Source organism: Colwellia psychrerythraea (assembly GCF_000764225.1).
GTDB classification, from domain to species: domain Bacteria; phylum Pseudomonadota; class Gammaproteobacteria; order Enterobacterales; family Alteromonadaceae; genus Colwellia; species Colwellia psychrerythraea_D.
On the sequence record NZ_JQED01000056.1, the window covers coordinates 98,152 to 117,006 of the forward strand.

The window sequence follows — 18,855 nt, forward strand, 5'->3', positions numbered from 1 at the left end:
ACCAGTCATTGCAACACACGCTATTCTTAGTTATAAAGAATAGCGTGTTAAAATGGTTCACCGAAATAAAAGATAAATAATGGCAGAGTATGAAACCTAAAGATTGACTTCATACTTTAGACTTTAGGAGAACTGACGTATATTTTTCCTATACTCCACCTGCTCGCTCTTATTGTCAATTTGCTCCAGTAGTTGCTCTAAAACGCAGCGGCGCTGTACCAGACCGACCACTTTGCCTTCCTCAACTACCGGCAGTACTCGGCGATTGTTATGTAAGAATTTCTCCGCAACATCGACCAAGTTGGTATTGGTGCCGATCGATTCGACTTCGGTTGTCATTCGGTCGCGAACTAACTCGCCGATGGTAGAGTAGTAGCCTCCCATCAGCGCGCCTCGCATACAATCAGCTTCTGACAGGAAGCCGATTAGCTTGTTGTCGGCATCAACCACAGGTGCACCGGACATGCTGGCGGTTAGCAGCTGGCGCAGGGCTACGATTACCCCGCTATCGGGGCGAAATGATAATGGTGAACGGTCCATGATGGTTTCAGCGGTAATGGTCTGCATGTTAGGCTCCTGAAGCGGTGGGTCGCTGGTAAGTGTATTGTTGATTGTTATTTGTTGTCGAATGTTAGAGAGCAACAGACGTGCCACCTAGTGCACATGATTAATTAACTGTTTTATTACAATTGGTTAGTGTTTTATGCGACAAAAAGAAAACCATTTTCTGCTAATGTATAACTGTAACTGGCTTGAAGGGGGAGCTTTTTTGCACCGAAATGGTGCGATCCGCCGAAGCGTACATGCGTGGAGTAAGAAAAATCAGTTGACCTAAAGATAAGCTATGCTCAAATACAGGGTCATGACACTTTAAAGTCATGGCAAAGCAATTGCGTGAACGAGCGCTGTCAGGAGATTGTTAACTCAATGTACTTGCTCTGCTGTGTCCGCTCAAGCTCAAAGTTAACTTCAATTTTTTAAAAGATACTGTCGTGCCTAAACGTAATAATTCTAGTTTCCGAGTTTATTTAACGGCTTCCAACGTTAATTAGAATCCACAGCCTATGTAAATTAAATGTATTCATTCGACTGTCACCGATTTTGCTAAGTTTCTGGGTTGATCAATATTTTTCCCTAGTATTTGAGCCGAATATAAGGCAAGTAATTGCATGGGCACAACGCTGACTATAGGGAGTATGGATTCAGGTATTTCTGCTACTTCAAAGAATTCATCTTCTTGTATGTTGATGTAGTCTCTAATACTGCTATCGCCGATGATAAATAGTGGCGCATTGCGGGCTTGTACCTCTTGAATGTTTGAAAGCAACTTGTCTGTCAGGCTATTTTTAGGTGCAAGTACCACAACAGGCATCTGTTTATCTAGTAAAGCTATCGGTCCATGTTTCAATTCACCTGCGGCATAAGCTTCGGCGTGAATATAACTAATTTCTTTTAATTTTAATGCGCCTTCTTGTGCAATAGCGGTCAGCGCACCACGACCAATAAACAGGATGTTTGAATAATCTGATAATTTTTTAGCCACTACTTTCATCTCATTGCAGCGCTGTAAAACCTTTTCGATGATTTGAGGTAATTGCATGAAATTTACCTCTAGCTGCTTTACTTCATCCCGTTCTATAAATGCTCTTTGTTTTGCTGCTTCAATAGCCAAGTTATAAAACACTGCTAATTGACAGGTAAATGCTTTAGTAGAAGCGACTCCTATCTCTGGTCCAGCATAAATCTCAAAGGTGAATTTTGCCTCTCGCGCTATAGTACTATTGGCCACATTAACTAATGCAAGTGTTTGAGAATTTTTACTTTTTGCATACCTTAATGCTGCTAGAGTATCAGCCGTTTCTCCCGACTGAGAGACAAAAAGGGTTAATTCATTATCGATAATAATAGGTGAGCGATAGCGATATTCTGAAGCTATATCTATTTCTACTAAAATATTGGCGTATTTTTCAAACCAAAATTTTGCTACAGAAGCTGCATAATAGGAGGTACCACAAGCAATAATGGTTATTTTATTTAACGTTTTAAAATTAAGTGTTGAGTATTTTTCGGCGTGATTATTAAGCGATATTCGTTTAAGCAAATCTACTTGTTCAAAAATTTCTTTTTCCATGTATGAGCCGTGTTGTCCTTTTGATATTACTTTGGCGCTATGATTGTTACTAATGTAGTGAATCTTCTGGCCGACAGAGCTACTACATCGTTTTATTTCATGCGTATTTAGTTTTATTAACTCCTTATCTTTGGGGTAGTAAATTTTGGAGCAATCAGTGCTCAAAGCCATGGCATCTGACGCGATATAGGCACTATTATGACCTACTGCTATCACTAATGGACTGTCTTGCTTAATTGCGTAGATATTACTACTTGAGCCATTAATTAACACGCCTAGGGCGTAACTACCCTTTAATTGTGCAATAGTTTTTTCTATAGCCTCTTCTTGAGACATTTGTTGGCCAAGGTAGTGATTGATTAAATGCGGCACAACTTCACTGTCAGTAGAACTATTAAAGTGATGACCCCATTGAAGTAATTGTTGTTTAAGTGGTAGGTAGTTTTCGATAATACCATTATGTACAACTGAGACTTGACCACATTGATGAGGATGAGCGTTAGTGACATTAGCTCTGCCATGTGTTGCCCAACGGGTATGCCCGATACAGCAGTCACCCATTGGAGGTTGGAGTGATAACCTTTGCTTTAAATTATTAAGCTTCCCTTGGGCTTTGAATGTTTGGATTTGATTATTCGATAAAATTGAAATACCTGAGGAGTCATACCCTCTATACTCTAATCTAGCTAAGCCTTCTATTACTGGTTCTATTGCTGATTTTGCGACTGCTCCAATAATTCCACACATAACAAGTTCCTTTTAATATTAATTTCTATTTATGTATAAGGGGTATCTCTGCAGTTATCAGGCCAAATAATATATCTAATTATAATCAATGCGTTGTGTATTTACTTCACGATAAAATTGCATTTTACAAAAGTGTTTATCTATTTGGGAATGCATTTAATAATGTGAGAGTAGCAATATAAGTTGCAATATTGTTGTGCTGACAGTTTAGCTTGTTGAGAAATTTTTAATAATAGAGTGGGATCATCGACTAACCGAGTTAAGGCTTGAATTAAACTTTCTATATTATTTGGCGTATATTTTACACAGTCGTATCCATCAGTGAGGTGTTGATCCCAATAGGCACTATCAGTGGGGATTACGATAGCTAGTCCAGCTGCCATTGATTCTAAAATAGATAGCCCAAAAGCTTCATTTTTAGAAGTAGAGATGAATATTGATGAGTTAGCATGAAAGTCTTTTAATTTTTTAGCTTTTAAATACCAGCGGATTTTTTTAACTGTATCAAAGGTCTCTATATTTAAATAAGTTTTACTTTTTGGCTCAATATAACAAAGATTTGAAAAGTATTTATCCGTATTTTCATGGGGATTATTTAGTTTGGCCAGTGCATTGATAAAAAATTCAATACGTTTCCATCTTAATAAAGAGGCGGTCCATAGAAAACTAATTTGATTATTACTCTCTTGTCGTTTATTTGTTGGACTATTTAGATCATTTACAAAAGGTATATCGTTTTTCTTTATCAAATCGTTATCGCTATAGTTATGCTGCAATTTTAATACGGGCAAAATGGGGTGGTAAGTTGATGGTAAATAAAACACCTGACTTGCCCGCTTTAGACCAAAATTTTCAACCCTAGAGTTTGCAGTATTACATTGAATTAGTTGTATGATTTCTATGTGGACCAGTTCACTTAGTAGGTAAAGTGAGAAATCAATACTCGGCCCAGAAAAACCAATGATTTTTCTGAATCTTTGTAATTTCATCATATTTGAGATCAGTGAAAATAAATAGATAATATGTTTGATAAAGTAAAATATGCCGCTTGTTTTATTTTGTAGAAAGTGAGGAGAAAATAACTTCACTAGGTGAACATTGCTATTGCACCATGACTCTTCATCATTTGAAATAACCCATACATCAATGCTGCTGGGTAGTTCAGCGACTATTGTTTTCATTACTGTTTTAGACAAATCCTTATGTGGTACAGGATCATAAATTAACACCCGTTTAATCATGACTTTTCCCCATGAAAATCTCAACGCCAAGTGTTTCTCGCTTTACTAATAAAAGCATTATTTTTATTTTAGCCTGTAAATCTTTAGTTTGCTTAAATTTTTGACTGATATTACGGTGCTATAAACTCTGATAAGCAAGTTCAAGTACAAACAAACATTGCTTTAAATACAATTTATATTGATATGTTTTTGTACATTTTCAGTGATATTACTTCATAAATTAAGCTATTTAACCTGAACTCGGCTTAACAAATGTTTATCTAGCAGCTATTTTTCCTAACTTCTGCGTTAAATTTACTTGCAATAGACCAGCTATTGACGCGAAATTTACCTTGAATTAAGAAAAACTATCAAGCCAGAAAGTCAACGGAATGGTTTGTGTAGATGTTTCAATGGATTAAATATCTCTTACACAGAGTTTAGGTTATTTAATGATAGGCCTGATTTCGTATAGCAGAACATCAGAATTCTTAGCTAGGATTAACAATGCTTTCCCTAGCAATGCCTGGTTTTACTATTGCTTTTTGTATTGCTGTGTCACTATTATGCAGAGTCCTTAGACTAATCCTAAAACTATTGGCGTTTAAGTGCAGCGTCAAAATTAGATAGCGTTGCAACATCACCGGCAATCAAGCTATCGATATGGATGTTGCCAATTCTAACTCTTACCAGCCTTAATGTAGCAAAGCCGACAGCAGCAGTCATTTTTCTTATTTGACGATTCTTTCCTTCACCGAGCGTTATGGAAATCCAGCTAGTAGGGCCATGTCTCGGATCGCGGATTTTACGACCACGAGTTGGGAGTTTCGGCTCACAGTCTAGCTTGAACGCTTGACAAGGTAGGGTTAGATATTTAGTGCCATTAATGCCGATCTCAACACCATTTTGCAGCTGTGATATTGCATCTACCGTGATCGTCCCATCAACTTGCACGTAGTACTCTTTTTCTATCCCTTTGTTTCTAATCTGATAGCTCATCATACCGTCAGTAGTGAGTAACAATAACCCTTCAGAGTCGTGATCTAATCGCCCAATTGCCATGGTTTTATCGGGGAAGTTAAATAGCTCGCCAAGTAGATGTTTTTTCTTGCGTGATTCGGGTACAAACTGACTTAAAAAACCATAGGGCTTAAATATTTTGAAGTGCTGGTGATTTTGGTTAGTCTCAGCGAGTTCTGCTAAGTTAGTTTGGTTAGTGTTTGGTATTAACATGGCTTTTATCGTCTAGTCTATGTGGTCTCGCATTATACGGTTGTCTGAGTTAGATGCACTGTATCTGCTAAATGTGATGCTAAGGGGATAACGATAACGAATAACTTCACTTATATAAAAAGAGTTTTATTCATCCACTCTTTGTAGACAACGTCCTCTAGGCTCATCGCCTTCATGAAGTACAATGTCAGAATGAAGAAATTCTGCCGCCTCAGCTGAACCTTTAACTTTGGAAGCACTGCGTGCTAACATTTCTGATTCAAACTTAGTTAATACACTTTCTCTTATCCCTGTTTCTCTCCATTGTGATAAAGGTCTACATTCTTTTGATATGCTACGAGCCAACGCAAGTGCATCTAATAAAGCTTGATTGGCACCTTGACCTTTAAAAGGGCTCATGGGGTGAGCAGCATCGCCAATCAAGGTCACTTGCGCTGCTTTTTCTAATAATTCAGCTTCGAGTAGGGCTCGATCGTACACTGGATAGCCTGACACTTGAGCTTCTAACGTTGCCGATAAAATCTGAGGAATGGGATCGTGCCACTGACATCTACGATAAGCTTCCTCTTTGAGAGCTCGAGGTCCTAGGGCACTTAATGCCTTAGCTTCCTCTTCAGGCATGGGAAAGCTGAGCTGCCACATTACCGAGTCTGATGTATAAGGCATCATGTATATTCGCTCATGGCCATTGGCGGTTTGAAATACGGTAGCTGAGTCCAACAAGGAGTTTTCAAGTCCATTGAGAGCAGCCAAAGGACAAATACCTAAGATAACGATACAACCCAGGTATTGTAAGGGGCTTGCCTCTTCACCTATTAATAAATTCCTGACTGAACTACGAATACCATCAGCTCCCACGACAAGGTCCGCCTTGACGCTTTTTATTGCTTCTTTTCCGTCAACCTGAAAACTCAGATCAACAGTTCCCCCCTCGCTTTCTTTATAATCGACTAACTGGTGTCCCCACTGTATCTCATCGTGACCACCGAGTTGTTCAAGCAAAGCTAAGCGTAATGACTGCCGTGCAATATGAATGTTTCTGCGTTTGACCGAGGATTTTATATCACTAGGGAGCCATTTTCTGATGCCCCATTCTCCAATTGCTATACCTTCGGTGGTATGAACAACATGTCTTGTTGAAATCAGTCCATCTTTTAAAGAAAAAATACCTAAGCTTTCGATCGCCTTGCTGGCTTGTTGCAAGGTGAGTCCATAACCTTGAGAGCGAGCATCGAAGCTACTATCGCGTTCATAGAGGGTATAAGGGATACCACGGTGCGAACATGCTACCGCTAAAGCTACTCCGCCTATGCCTCCACCAATAATCGCTACGTGTGGGTATTGTTCAGTATTCGTTTTAGCCTTGCTAACAGAGCGAGTTAAGCCTGAACCACTACAGTGCACACAGTCATATAGGTGTCCCTTAGGGCGAATAGGTGCTATTCCTTCGGTATTTGTTTTTTCAAATTGCGCTAAGTCCCGTTGGTAACGTAATCTTACTTTCTTACGAAGGCGCATGTTTTTTTTGCCGCGTCCTTGACACTCCTGACAAGTAGTCCAGTGAATAGCTTCATTTTTCAACTTTTCTACTTCCTCTTTAAAAAATAAATTGTTAACCAATACCCAATAAAGTGCATATTAACCAAAACAGTGACAGCTAGGTTAATAGTAATGTTATGACTATGGCGCTTATTATCCCGTAAAATCATAACTAGGGTTTGATCCAACATATAAAAGAGCTCATTGAGTTCTTAAAATTATAATTGCTTGTAATGAATGGCATTTGTTAACCATTGAGTGGTTTGTTGTATCCATGAAAGACCATAAAGGCCAACTAAATGTTTTGGCTTTAATTTGCAACGAGGATCTGACAACAAGGTTCTTGCTTTAGCAAAGTTCCCATTACCAATATTGAGTTTTGCTAGGTGGCATAAATGCGCAGCGCTATATTTTAGCATATCCCTAGCACTCTTTCCTCTGCTATCTTTTCTGGCTTCTTTGGTTATACGAATGCTGAAACCACATTCCCTTGTAGGGACATTCATTTTACTGGCTTGGTTTTGTGCATCTTTATGATAAAGAGAGTGAATGTTTGGTGAATAGGCAATAGGTGTGCTTAAAGCAACACGACAAAATAAGTCTTGATCTTCCCCAATAGGTTCATTAAGTGGGAAACCACCAATGGACATAAAGAATGAACGCTGAATGACCATAGAGGACATGGTAAAAGGTAAGTCTCCTTGAGAAGCGACGTTAAAATAGTCATCTAATATCACACCTTCAGGGTTAGTACTCTCTAGCTTAATTTTAGCATCACAATAGTTACCTTGAGATTCGACTATTTGATAGCGAGTAGCAAAAAATTTTGCTTGTGGGAATTTAATAATTAAGCGAGCAACTTCGTCTAAAAATAAAGGTAACCATTGGTCATCTGCATCTAAAAAGGCAACATATTCATGGCTGGCCAAGGCTACACCCTTATTGCGAGCTGCCGATACCCCTTGGTTTTTTTGATGAACCAGAGTTACATTCTTTATGTTCGCTTCTTTGACAAGGGCAGGACCTTCATCTGTAGAGCCATCGTCAATCACAATGATTTCTGCTGCAGGATACTTCTGCCACTCGACACTTTGCAGCGTTCTTAGAATATGTTCTGCTTTATTAAATAGTGGAATAATTACGGTAAAATTTAAGTTGTTCATTTTGAATACTCCAGTTAGATAAAGAATTTTTTAACGCTTTGTTTATTGGTAAAGACGGTTGCTGAAATGTAGTTGAAATACCAAGAGTTATTTGCGAAACGATTTTTTCAATATTTAAGTTAAGTAAATCTATTCTATAGTTTTCTGGCATGCCCACTTCATCACACCAACCGTTGCACTTACTATGATAATTAATTGATAAAACGGGAGTGTTTGCTAAATACCCCAAAATAGCACCGTGTAAACGCATACTTACGATAGCTTTGTAGCCTGAGAGTTGATTTAGTAAGATAATTGGGTTTGGCTCATACTTTTTAATGCACACTGGAATGTACTTATCGAGTAAGCGGGTAATAATAGTGTTATTGATTTGCCAATCACCTAACTTTTTATGCCCGTTAAACTCAATTAGCGTGATAGGCTCACCAGTTTTAGCATAAAGTTTGGTAATTAATTGCACAAATTGTTCTACTCTTTTTTCTTCTTCGAATTGATCGGTATTACCCATGGCATCGATGGCAACTGAACATAAGGTTAAGGCAATACCTTTGCGTTCTTTAGTTGGTGCTTTGTATTGTTTCGAGCATAATAACAATGGCGCTAAGTCAAAAGTTTTATGAACATTTGCATTAGGCGCAATAGATTGTGCTATGGCTAAACTCGCATGATCCCTTACACCCACGTAGCCACATTCATCCAAAAATTTTGCACAAGATTTTTCAGCCATTACAGAGTTAAATGGGCCGATTCCAATACCGACGGCTAAGCTTTTTTTCTGGTTAGCTAAAGACATTAGCTGTCTTTTAAGGTTGATGTCGTGCTCGCTATGTAAAACTGATCCACCGCCAAAGATAATACGTTTACTTTGAATGGCCGTTTTATAATGCAGTAGCCTATTTTGTCCAGGAAATTGCTGAGTAAACTTAAGAGGAAGTTGATTATCGCTTTGGGTTTCTCTGGTGTAATCACCATATAAGCCTACTTTAGTGTTGCTACATCCTAGAATGTTTTTAGCTGCCCATGCCGTGGCGTACATTAGGGCGTCATCACCGCTATTTCGCATACCGTAATAGCCAACCAAATAAGCGTCATATTTCTTAAACATATTTTTCTCCTGATTTTAATGGGTTTAGCGCAATACCAATCCAAATTAGTGCTGGCCAGTAAATAAAACTTAAAATTTCTAAGTTTTCGAAAAATGAGTAACAGATAAAGACAACAAGCATTAATGTTGCGCTATAACAAACTTGGCTTTTCAGGCTGTGCCAAAACAAATAAATACAGGTAAAAGTTAATGGGATTGCTAGCGCTAATAGACCAACGATCCCTTTTACAAATAACAAGCCATACCAAGTGTGATGCGAGCCAATCGGCATTCCTTCAACAATTTTAGGACCTCTTTCGACGATACCATGTCCCCAAATTGGTGCTTCAGACTCCCAGCGCTGTAGTGCTAAAACTTCTAACGTTTTACGTACGCGAGTTGATTCAGGGCGTGAAGCTTTGATATCGGCATAGCTATTGCTTATCCAGTTAAATAAAGGCTCGCCTAATAATGTTATGGCAGGAATTATTAAGCCCATAAGGATTAATAACATTGGATTTTTAAAATGTTTATGTAAGAAACATAGTGGGGTTAAGGCAATATAAATAACCCATCCAGCACGTGATTGAGACAGCAAAGACATAACAAAGCTACCTAATAAACCGGCATTTCTCCAAAAATTATCTTTTTCTTGACAGGTAAAAATTAAAAATATGCAGGCCATAAAGCCTGCTGCTGGTGCCCAAGGGGTAAAAAACCTCCAACGGCCTGCCCCTGTTTCAGGGTTTAAGCCGAACAAACTGACTGTGAAAAAGGTTTCGCCTGGGCCACCAATAACTTTTAACGGTGAAATAAATAGGTCGCCATGAGCACCGGCCAAATAAAAAACAATGGTAACAAGCGCAAAAATTAATGAATGAAATGAAACTATGCAGACAGCTCTTACAATTAATTGCGGTTTTATGTCAACAAATGTCCCAATAAATAGAAATAGCGGCATAAGGGCCCAACCTTTTGCCCAGCCAATAGATGACTTAATCGTTTTAGCAACACCTAGATCCCAATTTGAATGGCCAATAAGTAACGCTAATAACATAAATAGACCGCCAAACACCCATAACCAAGTAATGGCAGGTATGACTGATGACTTATCTTTACCATTAACGTACCAACGTAATAACACTACGGCGAATATCATCCAACCTAGAACTGAACCCATAATGTAAAGGCCACCAAAAGCGAAGAATGGATAGGTCAACGTTAGGCCAAACCAGATCAGTCTTTCTTCGGTAGAGTTTGGCATAAATTGCTTCGTTGTCATAAGAGCATGAGTCCAATAGTGAGTAATACAAAGGCTGTTTTAAAAGTATTATGCTTTGGCAGCTTACTTTGTTATTTGCCTAAAATGTTATTGTTACTCTTTGTATTGCTAAAGGTATGCCAAACTTAAGGTTAAATTATAGTCCGTTGATATTAAAGAAATATTCTTATTTCTAGAGTTTTGATGTGAGGAGGTAAATCCAGGTAAATTGCAAAATAAAAAAGACTTTTATTATTTTGCAATTCATGGTTTGTGTTTGATAAGCTAACTGTTATCTGAATTGTTCACCTCTTTTTTAAGTAGTACCTGAATTAACTTATTACGTTGCGATAAGATAACTAATCCTAATGTGATAAAGACAAATCCAGTTATTGCACCTATAAAAGCAATAATATTTTTAGGGCTGCTTTGTTTTATTGGGTAGGATGGTGTTGTTAACATTTGCAGCACAGGATAAGAGGCAAAAACATCTGACTTACTCGCTTCAAGTCGTGCTGCTGCGGAGGTAAATATTGCTTCTGCCATGTTGAATTCTCTTTGTAAGCGTTCTAATTCGACAATTTCTCGTGAATAAACTTTTAATTGGTCTCCCAAGTGCAGGGCAGAGCGTCCTAAATCTTCCAGCATTGACTCTTGTCCTTTTTGCTTTGCATAGGCGTCAATTAAATCAGCAAATAATTCAGAACGTTTTGGGTTTAAATCTAAATTTAATGAATTAAATATCTCACTAGAGTTTAAACCGTACATTTGATTACTGCGTTCGTTAATCGAGACACGGGTAAAGTTCAATCTTTTTTGTTGTGCTTTAACTTTAGGGTGATTCACGCCCCATCGTGAACTGTACTCGGTTAATTGGGTAATACTTTCCTTTAATTCAGTAATGTAAGCACGAAATTCAACATCAGATTGAAGTGCAAAAGCTTGTCCAGCTAATTTGGGTGATACGCCTAATTCGTCACTTAACTGATATATATACTCTTGTAATTGTTTTGCTTCGGCTTTGACAAAAAGATGTTTTTCTTTGACGCCAGAAAGGGTTCTTACTAATTGCTCCATTTGATCCGTTGAAACTACAATCGACCGCTGTTGAAAATCGACAATAGCATTACGTGTTATATTCATGCGTTCTCGGTATTGGTCTAGCACTTGTTCAATACTTTGGTCTCGACGTAATACTTCATCGGCTCTTAAATTACTTAGCTCATCTTGGAGAGATTCATATAAGGCGAGTGTTTTTGCTTGTGCTAATTCTTGACCATGAGCTGTCATTTCAAGTGCAATGATTGAGGTTTGCTCGGTCAGTTTAATTCTAGGCTCACCGAAATCTTCAAGGGTAAGGTCAAGTTTTTTTGCGGCGCGAGCTCTTACGCCCCTGCTTGATAACATTTCTTTATAATTAACACGCGGGTTAAACCCACCTCCAGAAAAAGGCGTGTTAGTTTGTGAGACAACTTGACCGACATTATCCAATGAGACACTGTTACTACTACCTGTACCTGGTAATACCATTTCCATATCACTGGTAAATGAGGGAGCTTTATTTAAATAAATAATTACTAGCAGAGCAACCATGAAATAAGAAATTAAAGCTATAACCAAATAGGGACGTTTCAATACCGCGTAGGTTTGTGCTCTAAATAATCCAAATTTTGTTAGTGGAACAATAGGATACTTCATAAATCACCTATAATAATTTGAATGGAATAATAATATCTGTAAGAGTTTTAGCGATATCCCGATAATTGGTTATATCTGAGTCGTAGCATGCAACTGCATCGTTTGGCATCAGGTAAGGATTAATACGCGCTTTATTAGGCATAGTCATCAACTGTTCAACCGAGCGTTCGATGACTTGTGTTTCACCTGTTATTGGATTTTTACTTGAAAGCACAACTCTACGTGGTGCATTAGTCCATTCTTTACCACCAACACAATTAGCAGAAACCGCTGCCTGAAGTAAACGTGTACCATAGGGTAAGCTTGTTGAAAATCTGCCAATGGCGGCACTTGAATTATCGCCAGCAGAATCAATTAAGTTGGACATAAAGACACGAAAACCTTTAGGGGTAATTTGACTTGGTCTAACTAAATGCGCTTGAAAACATCCTGTACTAGGTACTATTACTCTGTCACCGGCGACTAAAGGGTAATCACTTACTAGATTGCCACTTAACATGCCTGTCATATCAATTTGTACTTGCCAGCCTTTACGTATTAAAATTATTTGATCTAATTTGGCATCGGGTCTAATGCCTGATGCCGCTCTTATTGCTTCAGACAATAAACGCGTAGTTGAATAGTCACCAAACGCTTCTAAGTGCTCAGCGTTTTGAATTCCTATAGGTTTTTTATTGATTAATACAGTGCCTGGTTCAAAAACAGCACCGGCAACGGCAACTTCAATTGATGACCAATTCAACACATATATTGTTACGCCTGCGCTGTCTGGCTGAAATATTTCTGCTCTAATAAGGGCGAGTTCAATTTTAGTTTCCAATGTATTGGTCGTTGCTCCGCCTGCCTCAATAACACCGATAATTGGCAATTTAACATAACCGGCATTATCAACAATGTAACGGCCATTGAAGCCTTCACCATCTTCTATAATCACTTCTACTAGATCCCCTGGGCTTAACAGTAAGCCTTGCGCTAGGATAGGATCATTTTTTGCGGAAGCTTTTATATTAGCTGTGTTTAAATTGATAGGTTTATCAGTTCTATAATTTAATGCGGCCCCCATGTTTTGAAACTGACTGCAATTTAAGCCATCGGCAAAGAAACTATCGGGGGCTTTTTCATGCATAAAATCATCGCCATTGTCAGTCGGATTACCATAAAAACGAAGCGCAGATTTATCTATATTTTCTGAAGAATGCTTAGCACAACCTTGTGTCATTATTGCTGCTATTAAAGCAACAAGTACTGGTATCATTTTATAATTATAAACTAGGTGATACAGCATAATATTCTCCATAATGTCGTTAGCTATATAAAGAGTTGTAGCACTTAACGTACCAAGTGTTATTGTCGGTGTTACCTGTTGTATTTTAAGGGGTTATTGTTACGTTATTTGGGTGGTCCATGAGGTGTTTTTGCAATGTGCAATGCGTTTTTTAACTTTTGCAAAATGCTATTTACCAGAAAATAGCCATACATAGTTATGATAGTAAAGTGAATTGATATTTAATGTTATCAATTCACTTTAGTTGTTAAAGGCCAAAACCTAATTATGTTTTGCAGATAATAAATGGTGAATATTAATAAGCGCCTTTTGCACTTAACACTGCAGGAATTGTTAGTACTATTATTTTACAATCCATTAAAAAGCTCTGCTGCTTGATATACCTTCTATCTAATTGTAATTGTTCTTCAAAATTAGTGTCTGCACGGCCAGATACTTGCCATAATCCCGTAAGGCCTGGTTTGGTAAATAGTCTTGTTTGAACAACATTATCATATTCATAGGTTTCAATAGATAATGCGGGTCTAGGGCCTACCAAACACATATCGCCTCTAACAATATTAAATAACTGTGGTATTTCATCTATCGAATATTTTCTGATGAATTGCCCTATTTTAGTAATTCTTGGGTCATTAATGTACTTTTTGCAAACACCTTCACGAGAGCTTTGTGCAGGATCTGGTTCTTGATATTTAGGGTCTGTCGATAAATACATTGAACGAAACTTATACATTTTAAAATGACGACCATTTTCTCCTACTCTTGTTTGAGAAAATAAAGCACTCCCTGAGCTTTCGGCTTTGATCAAAATGAACACTAATAAGAGTAACGGACTTATGAATAGTAATGCGATCAGAGCAACTGTTTGTTGCAAAATAACTGGGATCCCTTTATGTCTATAGTTTTTCTCCTTAGTTTTTTGAGTACCAGTAAATAAAGCGTTATTTTTAACTTGCAGTAAAGTTTGAATAGTCATTATTTTTCTCCAGTATTAACTAAACCAAGAACGAAGGTTCTATATAAAAAAATGGGGTTGCCAATAACATACCGATTAAATTTGTTGCGAGGCTCTTGCAATAAACGCCAAACCCACTCCATACCTATTTCTCTTAACCATAAAGGGGAGCGAGATATATTGCCGGAATAAAAATCAAATAGCCCACCAACCGCTAATGCGGTTTTACAATGCAGCTTATCTCTGTGATTAAGTAACCATTCTTCCTGAAGGGGGGAACCCATTGCGACTAACAAAATGTCACAACCACTGTTATTAATTGATTCGATAATTTGCTCGGTATGCTTACCTTCGTTATAACCATGCTCTGTACCAGCTATATTAAGATCAGGATACTTCTTACATAATTTACGGGCTGCTTGTTGTGCAATACCAGGAGCAGCGCCGAAAAAATAGATTGATTGCTTGCGTTTAATACAGCTTTTGCAAAGGTAAGGCAGCATGTCTGTACCATTATTGTTGCCATTTAACTGAAAACCGGCTTTTCTTGCTGCTAATCTCATACCAGAGCCATCAGCGAATAGAGCATTTGCATTTGATAATTGATTAAAAAATGTTGGATCGCTTATCGACAAGTTAATTGAGTGTACATTGACGAAAAAACCTATTTGTGTGTTGTCAGCTTGTGTTTGTGTAATCCAGTCGACAGCTTCTGCCATTGTTGTGTTTTTAACGTGCAAACCAAATAAAGATAAAGACTTAGCCTTTTTTAATACTGTTATTGCTCGACCATATAGAACAATGGCCATAAAACTCTTGATGATTAGCATCAAATAATCAGTCGTATTGCCATTAAGTTGTTGCTCAAGTAATTGCTCTTTATTCATGACAGTTAACCCTGTTCTAAGGTGTAAATCATACAAACTAAAAAGGCCGGCTTTACACTTCATTTGGTTCAGCACACAAAACTGTATATCAGGCGAGAGACTGTGAGTTAGAGGAATACCGCAGAATGAAATTTTTCCTGCGTAAATATCAAATAAAATGGCAGTTTTTACCCAAATACCACAGCTAAAGGTTGGTAACAAAACCGTTCTGTTTAAAGCGTCGGTCTTTTGTTTCCTCGTGAATATGCATTTATTAGTGCATAGAGCCAATACTGTATTTATCAGAAAACAGGGAAGAAGGATTAACATAAGTATCAGTGCGATAGGGCGATCAATATGAGGTCCATTGTATTGATGATTTATAGAATCATAATGCTTAAGAGATAGAGACGTCGTTTGAAGTGAGAATTTAGTATTTTTCATTTCAGTTAACCTTATCGTTGAGGGTTAACTGATTCTTTGCTTAAGCTATGCCAATCTGTGAAAATATTTTATCTTGTTGTAAATTAATAAGTTTTGTTTTTCTTTGTGGTTGTTGGAGCCGATTGTGATGTTAATATATTGCAAAATAAAAATTTGATTATCATTTTGCAATATGTATACCCGCTCTACTTGAAGATGCAGGATTCAGTTGGAATTATAAACGCCTTTAGATAAGACATTGATTGAAGAGAGTAGTTATTCTATTGTCGAAATCAATAACGTAGTATAAAGCGTTTATAAACCAGCCCTTTGGGGAAAACTGAGCAAACCATACCCGTCGTTACATTTGTTTATAAGGTCGCTACATGGATGTTGCTTATTAGAGAATGCAGCAGCATATTCTCCTGTACTACCCTTAACAAAAAAATGTGCCTTGATTATGATTCGCTCTGGTTTCCTGAAACGTACATCTTCAAGTGGAGCGGGTATATGATTTTTAGTGACAGACAAGTTTGCTATAGAGCGATAATATTTCGTTTGTTTCTTGTGACAGAGTATCTTCACTCGGTTCTTTACTAGAGACTCCCTTCTTTTTATTACTATAAGCTATTAACCGAGCGGATAGAAAAAAAACAACTTGATGAAAGAAATTATTGAGCACACCCGTTCTCATAGGGCCACAATTGCGATGACGAATATAATCGGTTAATTGATAATCGAAGGTGTTATTCCACTTCTTTTCAAGCTCTTTTATAAATGGCACGCCTTTACTGAATTCAATAACATGCCCATTCTCTCCCCAACCAACATTATTTTCTCTTTGTACTTCATTAAGCCGGGCGTTGATAACCTGCGTTAGCCATGCGATGGTTTTTATATTATGTCTCGCTAAAAGCACGCCTGAATTGAATCGATTAGAATAACCTTTTGCCATATAAACATATTTACCTTCCTGAAAAACAGACGTTAAATCGGGACAGTTTTGACTAACCATAGCATCAGCATCTAAAAACAATACGTTGTCATAGCCTGATAATAAAGCTGCTCGGATTAACGTTAACTTAAGCCAACAGCATTCTACCCCGAGCGCTGAAATAAAAGGCCGAGTCACTGCCTGGTGAACATAACCGTATTTTTGTGCATAGTGTCGATGAGATTTCAATTCCCGTTGATACATCCATTGATAGCCGTTTAAAGCAATACTAAGTACTAATGTTTTATGTTGCATATGTTTCACCTTCGCTGTTAACCCATTATTCATTCCTTTTTAAAGTTAATAAGCAATTTTTGCTCCATAGTTATCACTAAATATTTGTTCTGCCTTATTTGTTTTCTATGTGATTGATTTTAAGTATGTTTTGCTATTATTGGTGATTAACGGTTATATTTACTGATCTATAATTTATTAGTGGTGAATATCAACTAGTATTTATCTATAGAAATAAAACCTTATTCTAATTACAATCAAGCTTTGTTAAGGATGTTGATATATATTGTTTTATTTGTAATTTATTAAGTAAAAGTTATCGAGTAAACCGCAGTTATACAATCGGCTGCAGGGCGTTTTCCCCATATAATTTAACTGTACAATACTCGCAATTTTAAGGACTAGAAATGCAGAATTTAAATAAATCTAGAATTTTATTTGTAGACGATGAACCAGAAATCCTGCGTTCGTTACAGCGCATTACAAAAAAAATGGATGCTGTTATTTTAACTGCTTCTAATGGGCAAGATGCACTCAATATTATTAATGAGTGCCCTGTAGATGTCATTGTATCTGATTTCAATATGCCCAAAATGGATGGTAATGAACTATTAGAACAGGTGGCTCAAATTTCACCTGAAACGGTACGTATGGTGTTAACAGGTCATGGCGATATGGAAATGATGGTTAACTTAATCAACAATGGCCATGTTTGGGGCTTCTTACAGAAACCCTGGGATAACTTCGACCTTATAATAAAGTTGAAGCAAGCACTGCAGTTACAACAGGTTTTGGCTGAACGAACGTTAATGCGAAGAACAATTGATCAGTACCAAAAATATCACAAATCTAGTTTTGAAGGATTTATTGGTGATTCAGTGGCGATGCAATTTGTTTATTCTTGTATCGAACAAAGCGCACCGAGTAACGCTTCTGTTTTTATTACAGGACCAAGTGGTGCAGGTAAAGAGGTTGCCGCACAAGCGATTCATCGACTGAGCAAAAGGAAAAATGGCCCTTTTATTGCCCTTAATTGTGCTGCGATTCCGTCAGAATTGATGGAGTCAGAAATATTTGGGCATATTAAAGGCGCATTCTCTGGCGCTGTTTCCAATAGAGATGGGGCTGCTTCTCTGGCCAACGGTGGTAGCCTTTTTCTTGATGAAATAGGTGAAATGGATATTGGTTTACAAGCTAAACTTTTACGCTTTATCCAAACGGGTTGTTTTCAAAAGGTTGGTAGTGGAAAAGAGGAAAAAGTGGATATTCGTTTTATTAGTGCAACGAATAGAGAGCCACAAATTGCCATTGCTGAACATAAATTACGTGAAGATCTCTTTTATCGATTAAACGTTATTTCTATCGACTTACCGGCATTAAATGAACGAGATAATGATATTATTAAATTGGCGGAACACTTCTTAAGCCATTTTAGTGACCTTGAAGGTAAAGTGTTTGCCGGATTCTCTTCAGGGGCAGAGGCATTGATCAAGTCATATTCATGGCCAGGTAATGTTCGCCAGTTACAAAATATCATTCATAGTTCAACTGTTATGTCTGAAGGGCCACTCATTTCAGAGAAAATAATTGCTCAACAACTTGGAAGACAAAGTAAACAAGTTGCACCAACGTTAAACTCTAATACACCAAGCGATACTTCGTTAGTAAATCAGAACAATCAACATACCAGTTCTCATCAGATTAACCATTCGCCGACTTCAATTATTACCTTAGCGGAGGTAGAGAAACAGGCCATTGAACAGGCCATAGACTCATGCCAGGATAATATTGTTAAAGCAGCGAGTGAATTAGGCGTTAGTCCATCAACCTTGTATCGAAAAATACAACAATGGCAAACAACGCCAGCAGAATAACAGTATTCTTATAATGCAAATAACTCCCGTAATTATTTTTATCATGCAAATCGTTACGGTTTTTATCTTCTGTAAAAAATAAAATTATTATATATCAGTACTTTAAATAAAGTCACATCTTGGAATGAATCTTGAAACTACCTTGTTA

General features: G+C 37.5%; 14 protein-coding genes. 1 reads left to right on the forward strand and 13 read right to left on the reverse strand.

All coding sequences use genetic code 11. From position 1 onward, the window contains the following. Positions 1-123: 123 nt before the first annotated feature. The 13 genes from ND2E_RS00925 to ND2E_RS00870 form a co-directional block, all read right to left on the reverse strand. Positions 124-567, reverse strand: coding sequence for a CBS domain-containing protein (locus ND2E_RS00925; RefSeq protein WP_033095872.1), 444 nt, complete (start codon positions 565-567; stop codon positions 124-126). Positions 568-1,081: 514 nt separating this feature from the next. Next, on the reverse strand, positions 1,082-2,878 hold the full coding sequence (glmS, locus tag ND2E_RS00920) for a glutamine--fructose-6-phosphate transaminase (isomerizing) (protein ID WP_033095873.1): 1,797 nt from the start codon (positions 2,876-2,878) through the stop codon (positions 1,082-1,084). A gap of 140 nt (positions 2,879-3,018) precedes the next feature. Next, positions 3,019-4,119: a glycosyltransferase family 4 protein gene (locus tag ND2E_RS00915; protein WP_033095874.1), complete on the reverse strand. Its 1,101-nt coding sequence runs from the start codon at positions 4,117-4,119 to the stop codon at positions 3,019-3,021. 573 nt (positions 4,120-4,692) lie between these two features. Further along, positions 4,693-5,325: a pseudouridine synthase gene (locus ND2E_RS00910; RefSeq protein WP_033095997.1), complete on the reverse strand. Its 633-nt coding sequence runs from the start codon at positions 5,323-5,325 to the stop codon at positions 4,693-4,695. Between the two features lie 132 nt (positions 5,326-5,457). Beyond that, the gene (locus ND2E_RS00905; RefSeq protein ID WP_081962155.1) at positions 5,458-6,849 is read right to left on the reverse strand and encodes an FAD-dependent oxidoreductase; all 1,392 of its coding nucleotides are present in this window, start codon (positions 6,847-6,849) and stop codon (positions 5,458-5,460) included. Between the two features lie 239 nt (positions 6,850-7,088). Next, positions 7,089-8,033 (reverse strand): glycosyltransferase family 2 protein, encoded by a 945-nt coding sequence (locus ND2E_RS00900; RefSeq protein ID WP_052057072.1) that lies wholly within the window; start codon positions 8,031-8,033, stop codon positions 7,089-7,091. Next, positions 7,993-9,138, reverse strand: coding sequence for a polysaccharide pyruvyl transferase family protein (locus ND2E_RS00895; protein ID WP_052057073.1), 1,146 nt, complete (start codon positions 9,136-9,138; stop codon positions 7,993-7,995). The genes ND2E_RS00900 and ND2E_RS00895 overlap by 41 nt, the downstream gene beginning before the upstream one ends. Continuing rightward, entirely contained in the window at positions 9,131-10,399 is a 1,269-nt protein-coding gene (locus ND2E_RS00890) for an O-antigen ligase family protein (RefSeq protein WP_033095875.1), read from the reverse strand. The genes ND2E_RS00895 and ND2E_RS00890 overlap by 8 nt, the downstream gene beginning before the upstream one ends. Before the next feature lie 264 nt (positions 10,400-10,663). Then, positions 10,664-12,076: a GumC family protein gene (locus tag ND2E_RS00885; protein WP_033095876.1), complete on the reverse strand. Its 1,413-nt coding sequence runs from the start codon at positions 12,074-12,076 to the stop codon at positions 10,664-10,666. Positions 12,077-12,083: 7 nt separating this feature from the next. Beyond that, a complete protein-coding gene (locus ND2E_RS00880) occupies positions 12,084-13,361 on the reverse strand; it encodes a polysaccharide biosynthesis/export family protein (protein ID WP_081962136.1) in 1,278 nt (425 codons plus the stop codon). A gap of 295 nt (positions 13,362-13,656) precedes the next feature. Beyond that, a complete protein-coding gene (locus ND2E_RS00875; RefSeq protein WP_033095877.1) occupies positions 13,657-14,337 on the reverse strand; it encodes a sugar transferase in 681 nt (226 codons plus the stop codon). Next, on the reverse strand, positions 14,337-15,266 hold the full coding sequence (locus ND2E_RS0122090; RefSeq protein ID WP_223303717.1) for a WecB/TagA/CpsF family glycosyltransferase: 930 nt from the start codon (positions 15,264-15,266) through the stop codon (positions 14,337-14,339). The genes ND2E_RS00875 and ND2E_RS0122090 overlap by 1 nt, the downstream gene beginning before the upstream one ends. Before the next feature lie 856 nt (positions 15,267-16,122). Next, positions 16,123-16,854 carry a putative nucleotide-diphospho-sugar transferase gene (locus ND2E_RS00870; RefSeq protein WP_033096003.1) on the reverse strand — a complete coding sequence of 244 codons (732 nt, stop codon included), beginning with the start codon at positions 16,852-16,854 and terminating at the stop codon, positions 16,123-16,125. A gap of 386 nt (positions 16,855-17,240) precedes the next feature. Here ND2E_RS00870 and ND2E_RS00865 point away from each other — a divergent pair, with 386 nt between their 5' ends. Continuing rightward, a complete protein-coding gene (locus ND2E_RS00865; RefSeq protein WP_033095878.1) occupies positions 17,241-18,707 on the forward strand; it encodes a sigma-54-dependent transcriptional regulator in 1,467 nt (488 codons plus the stop codon). Positions 18,708-18,855: the final 148 nt, after the last annotated feature.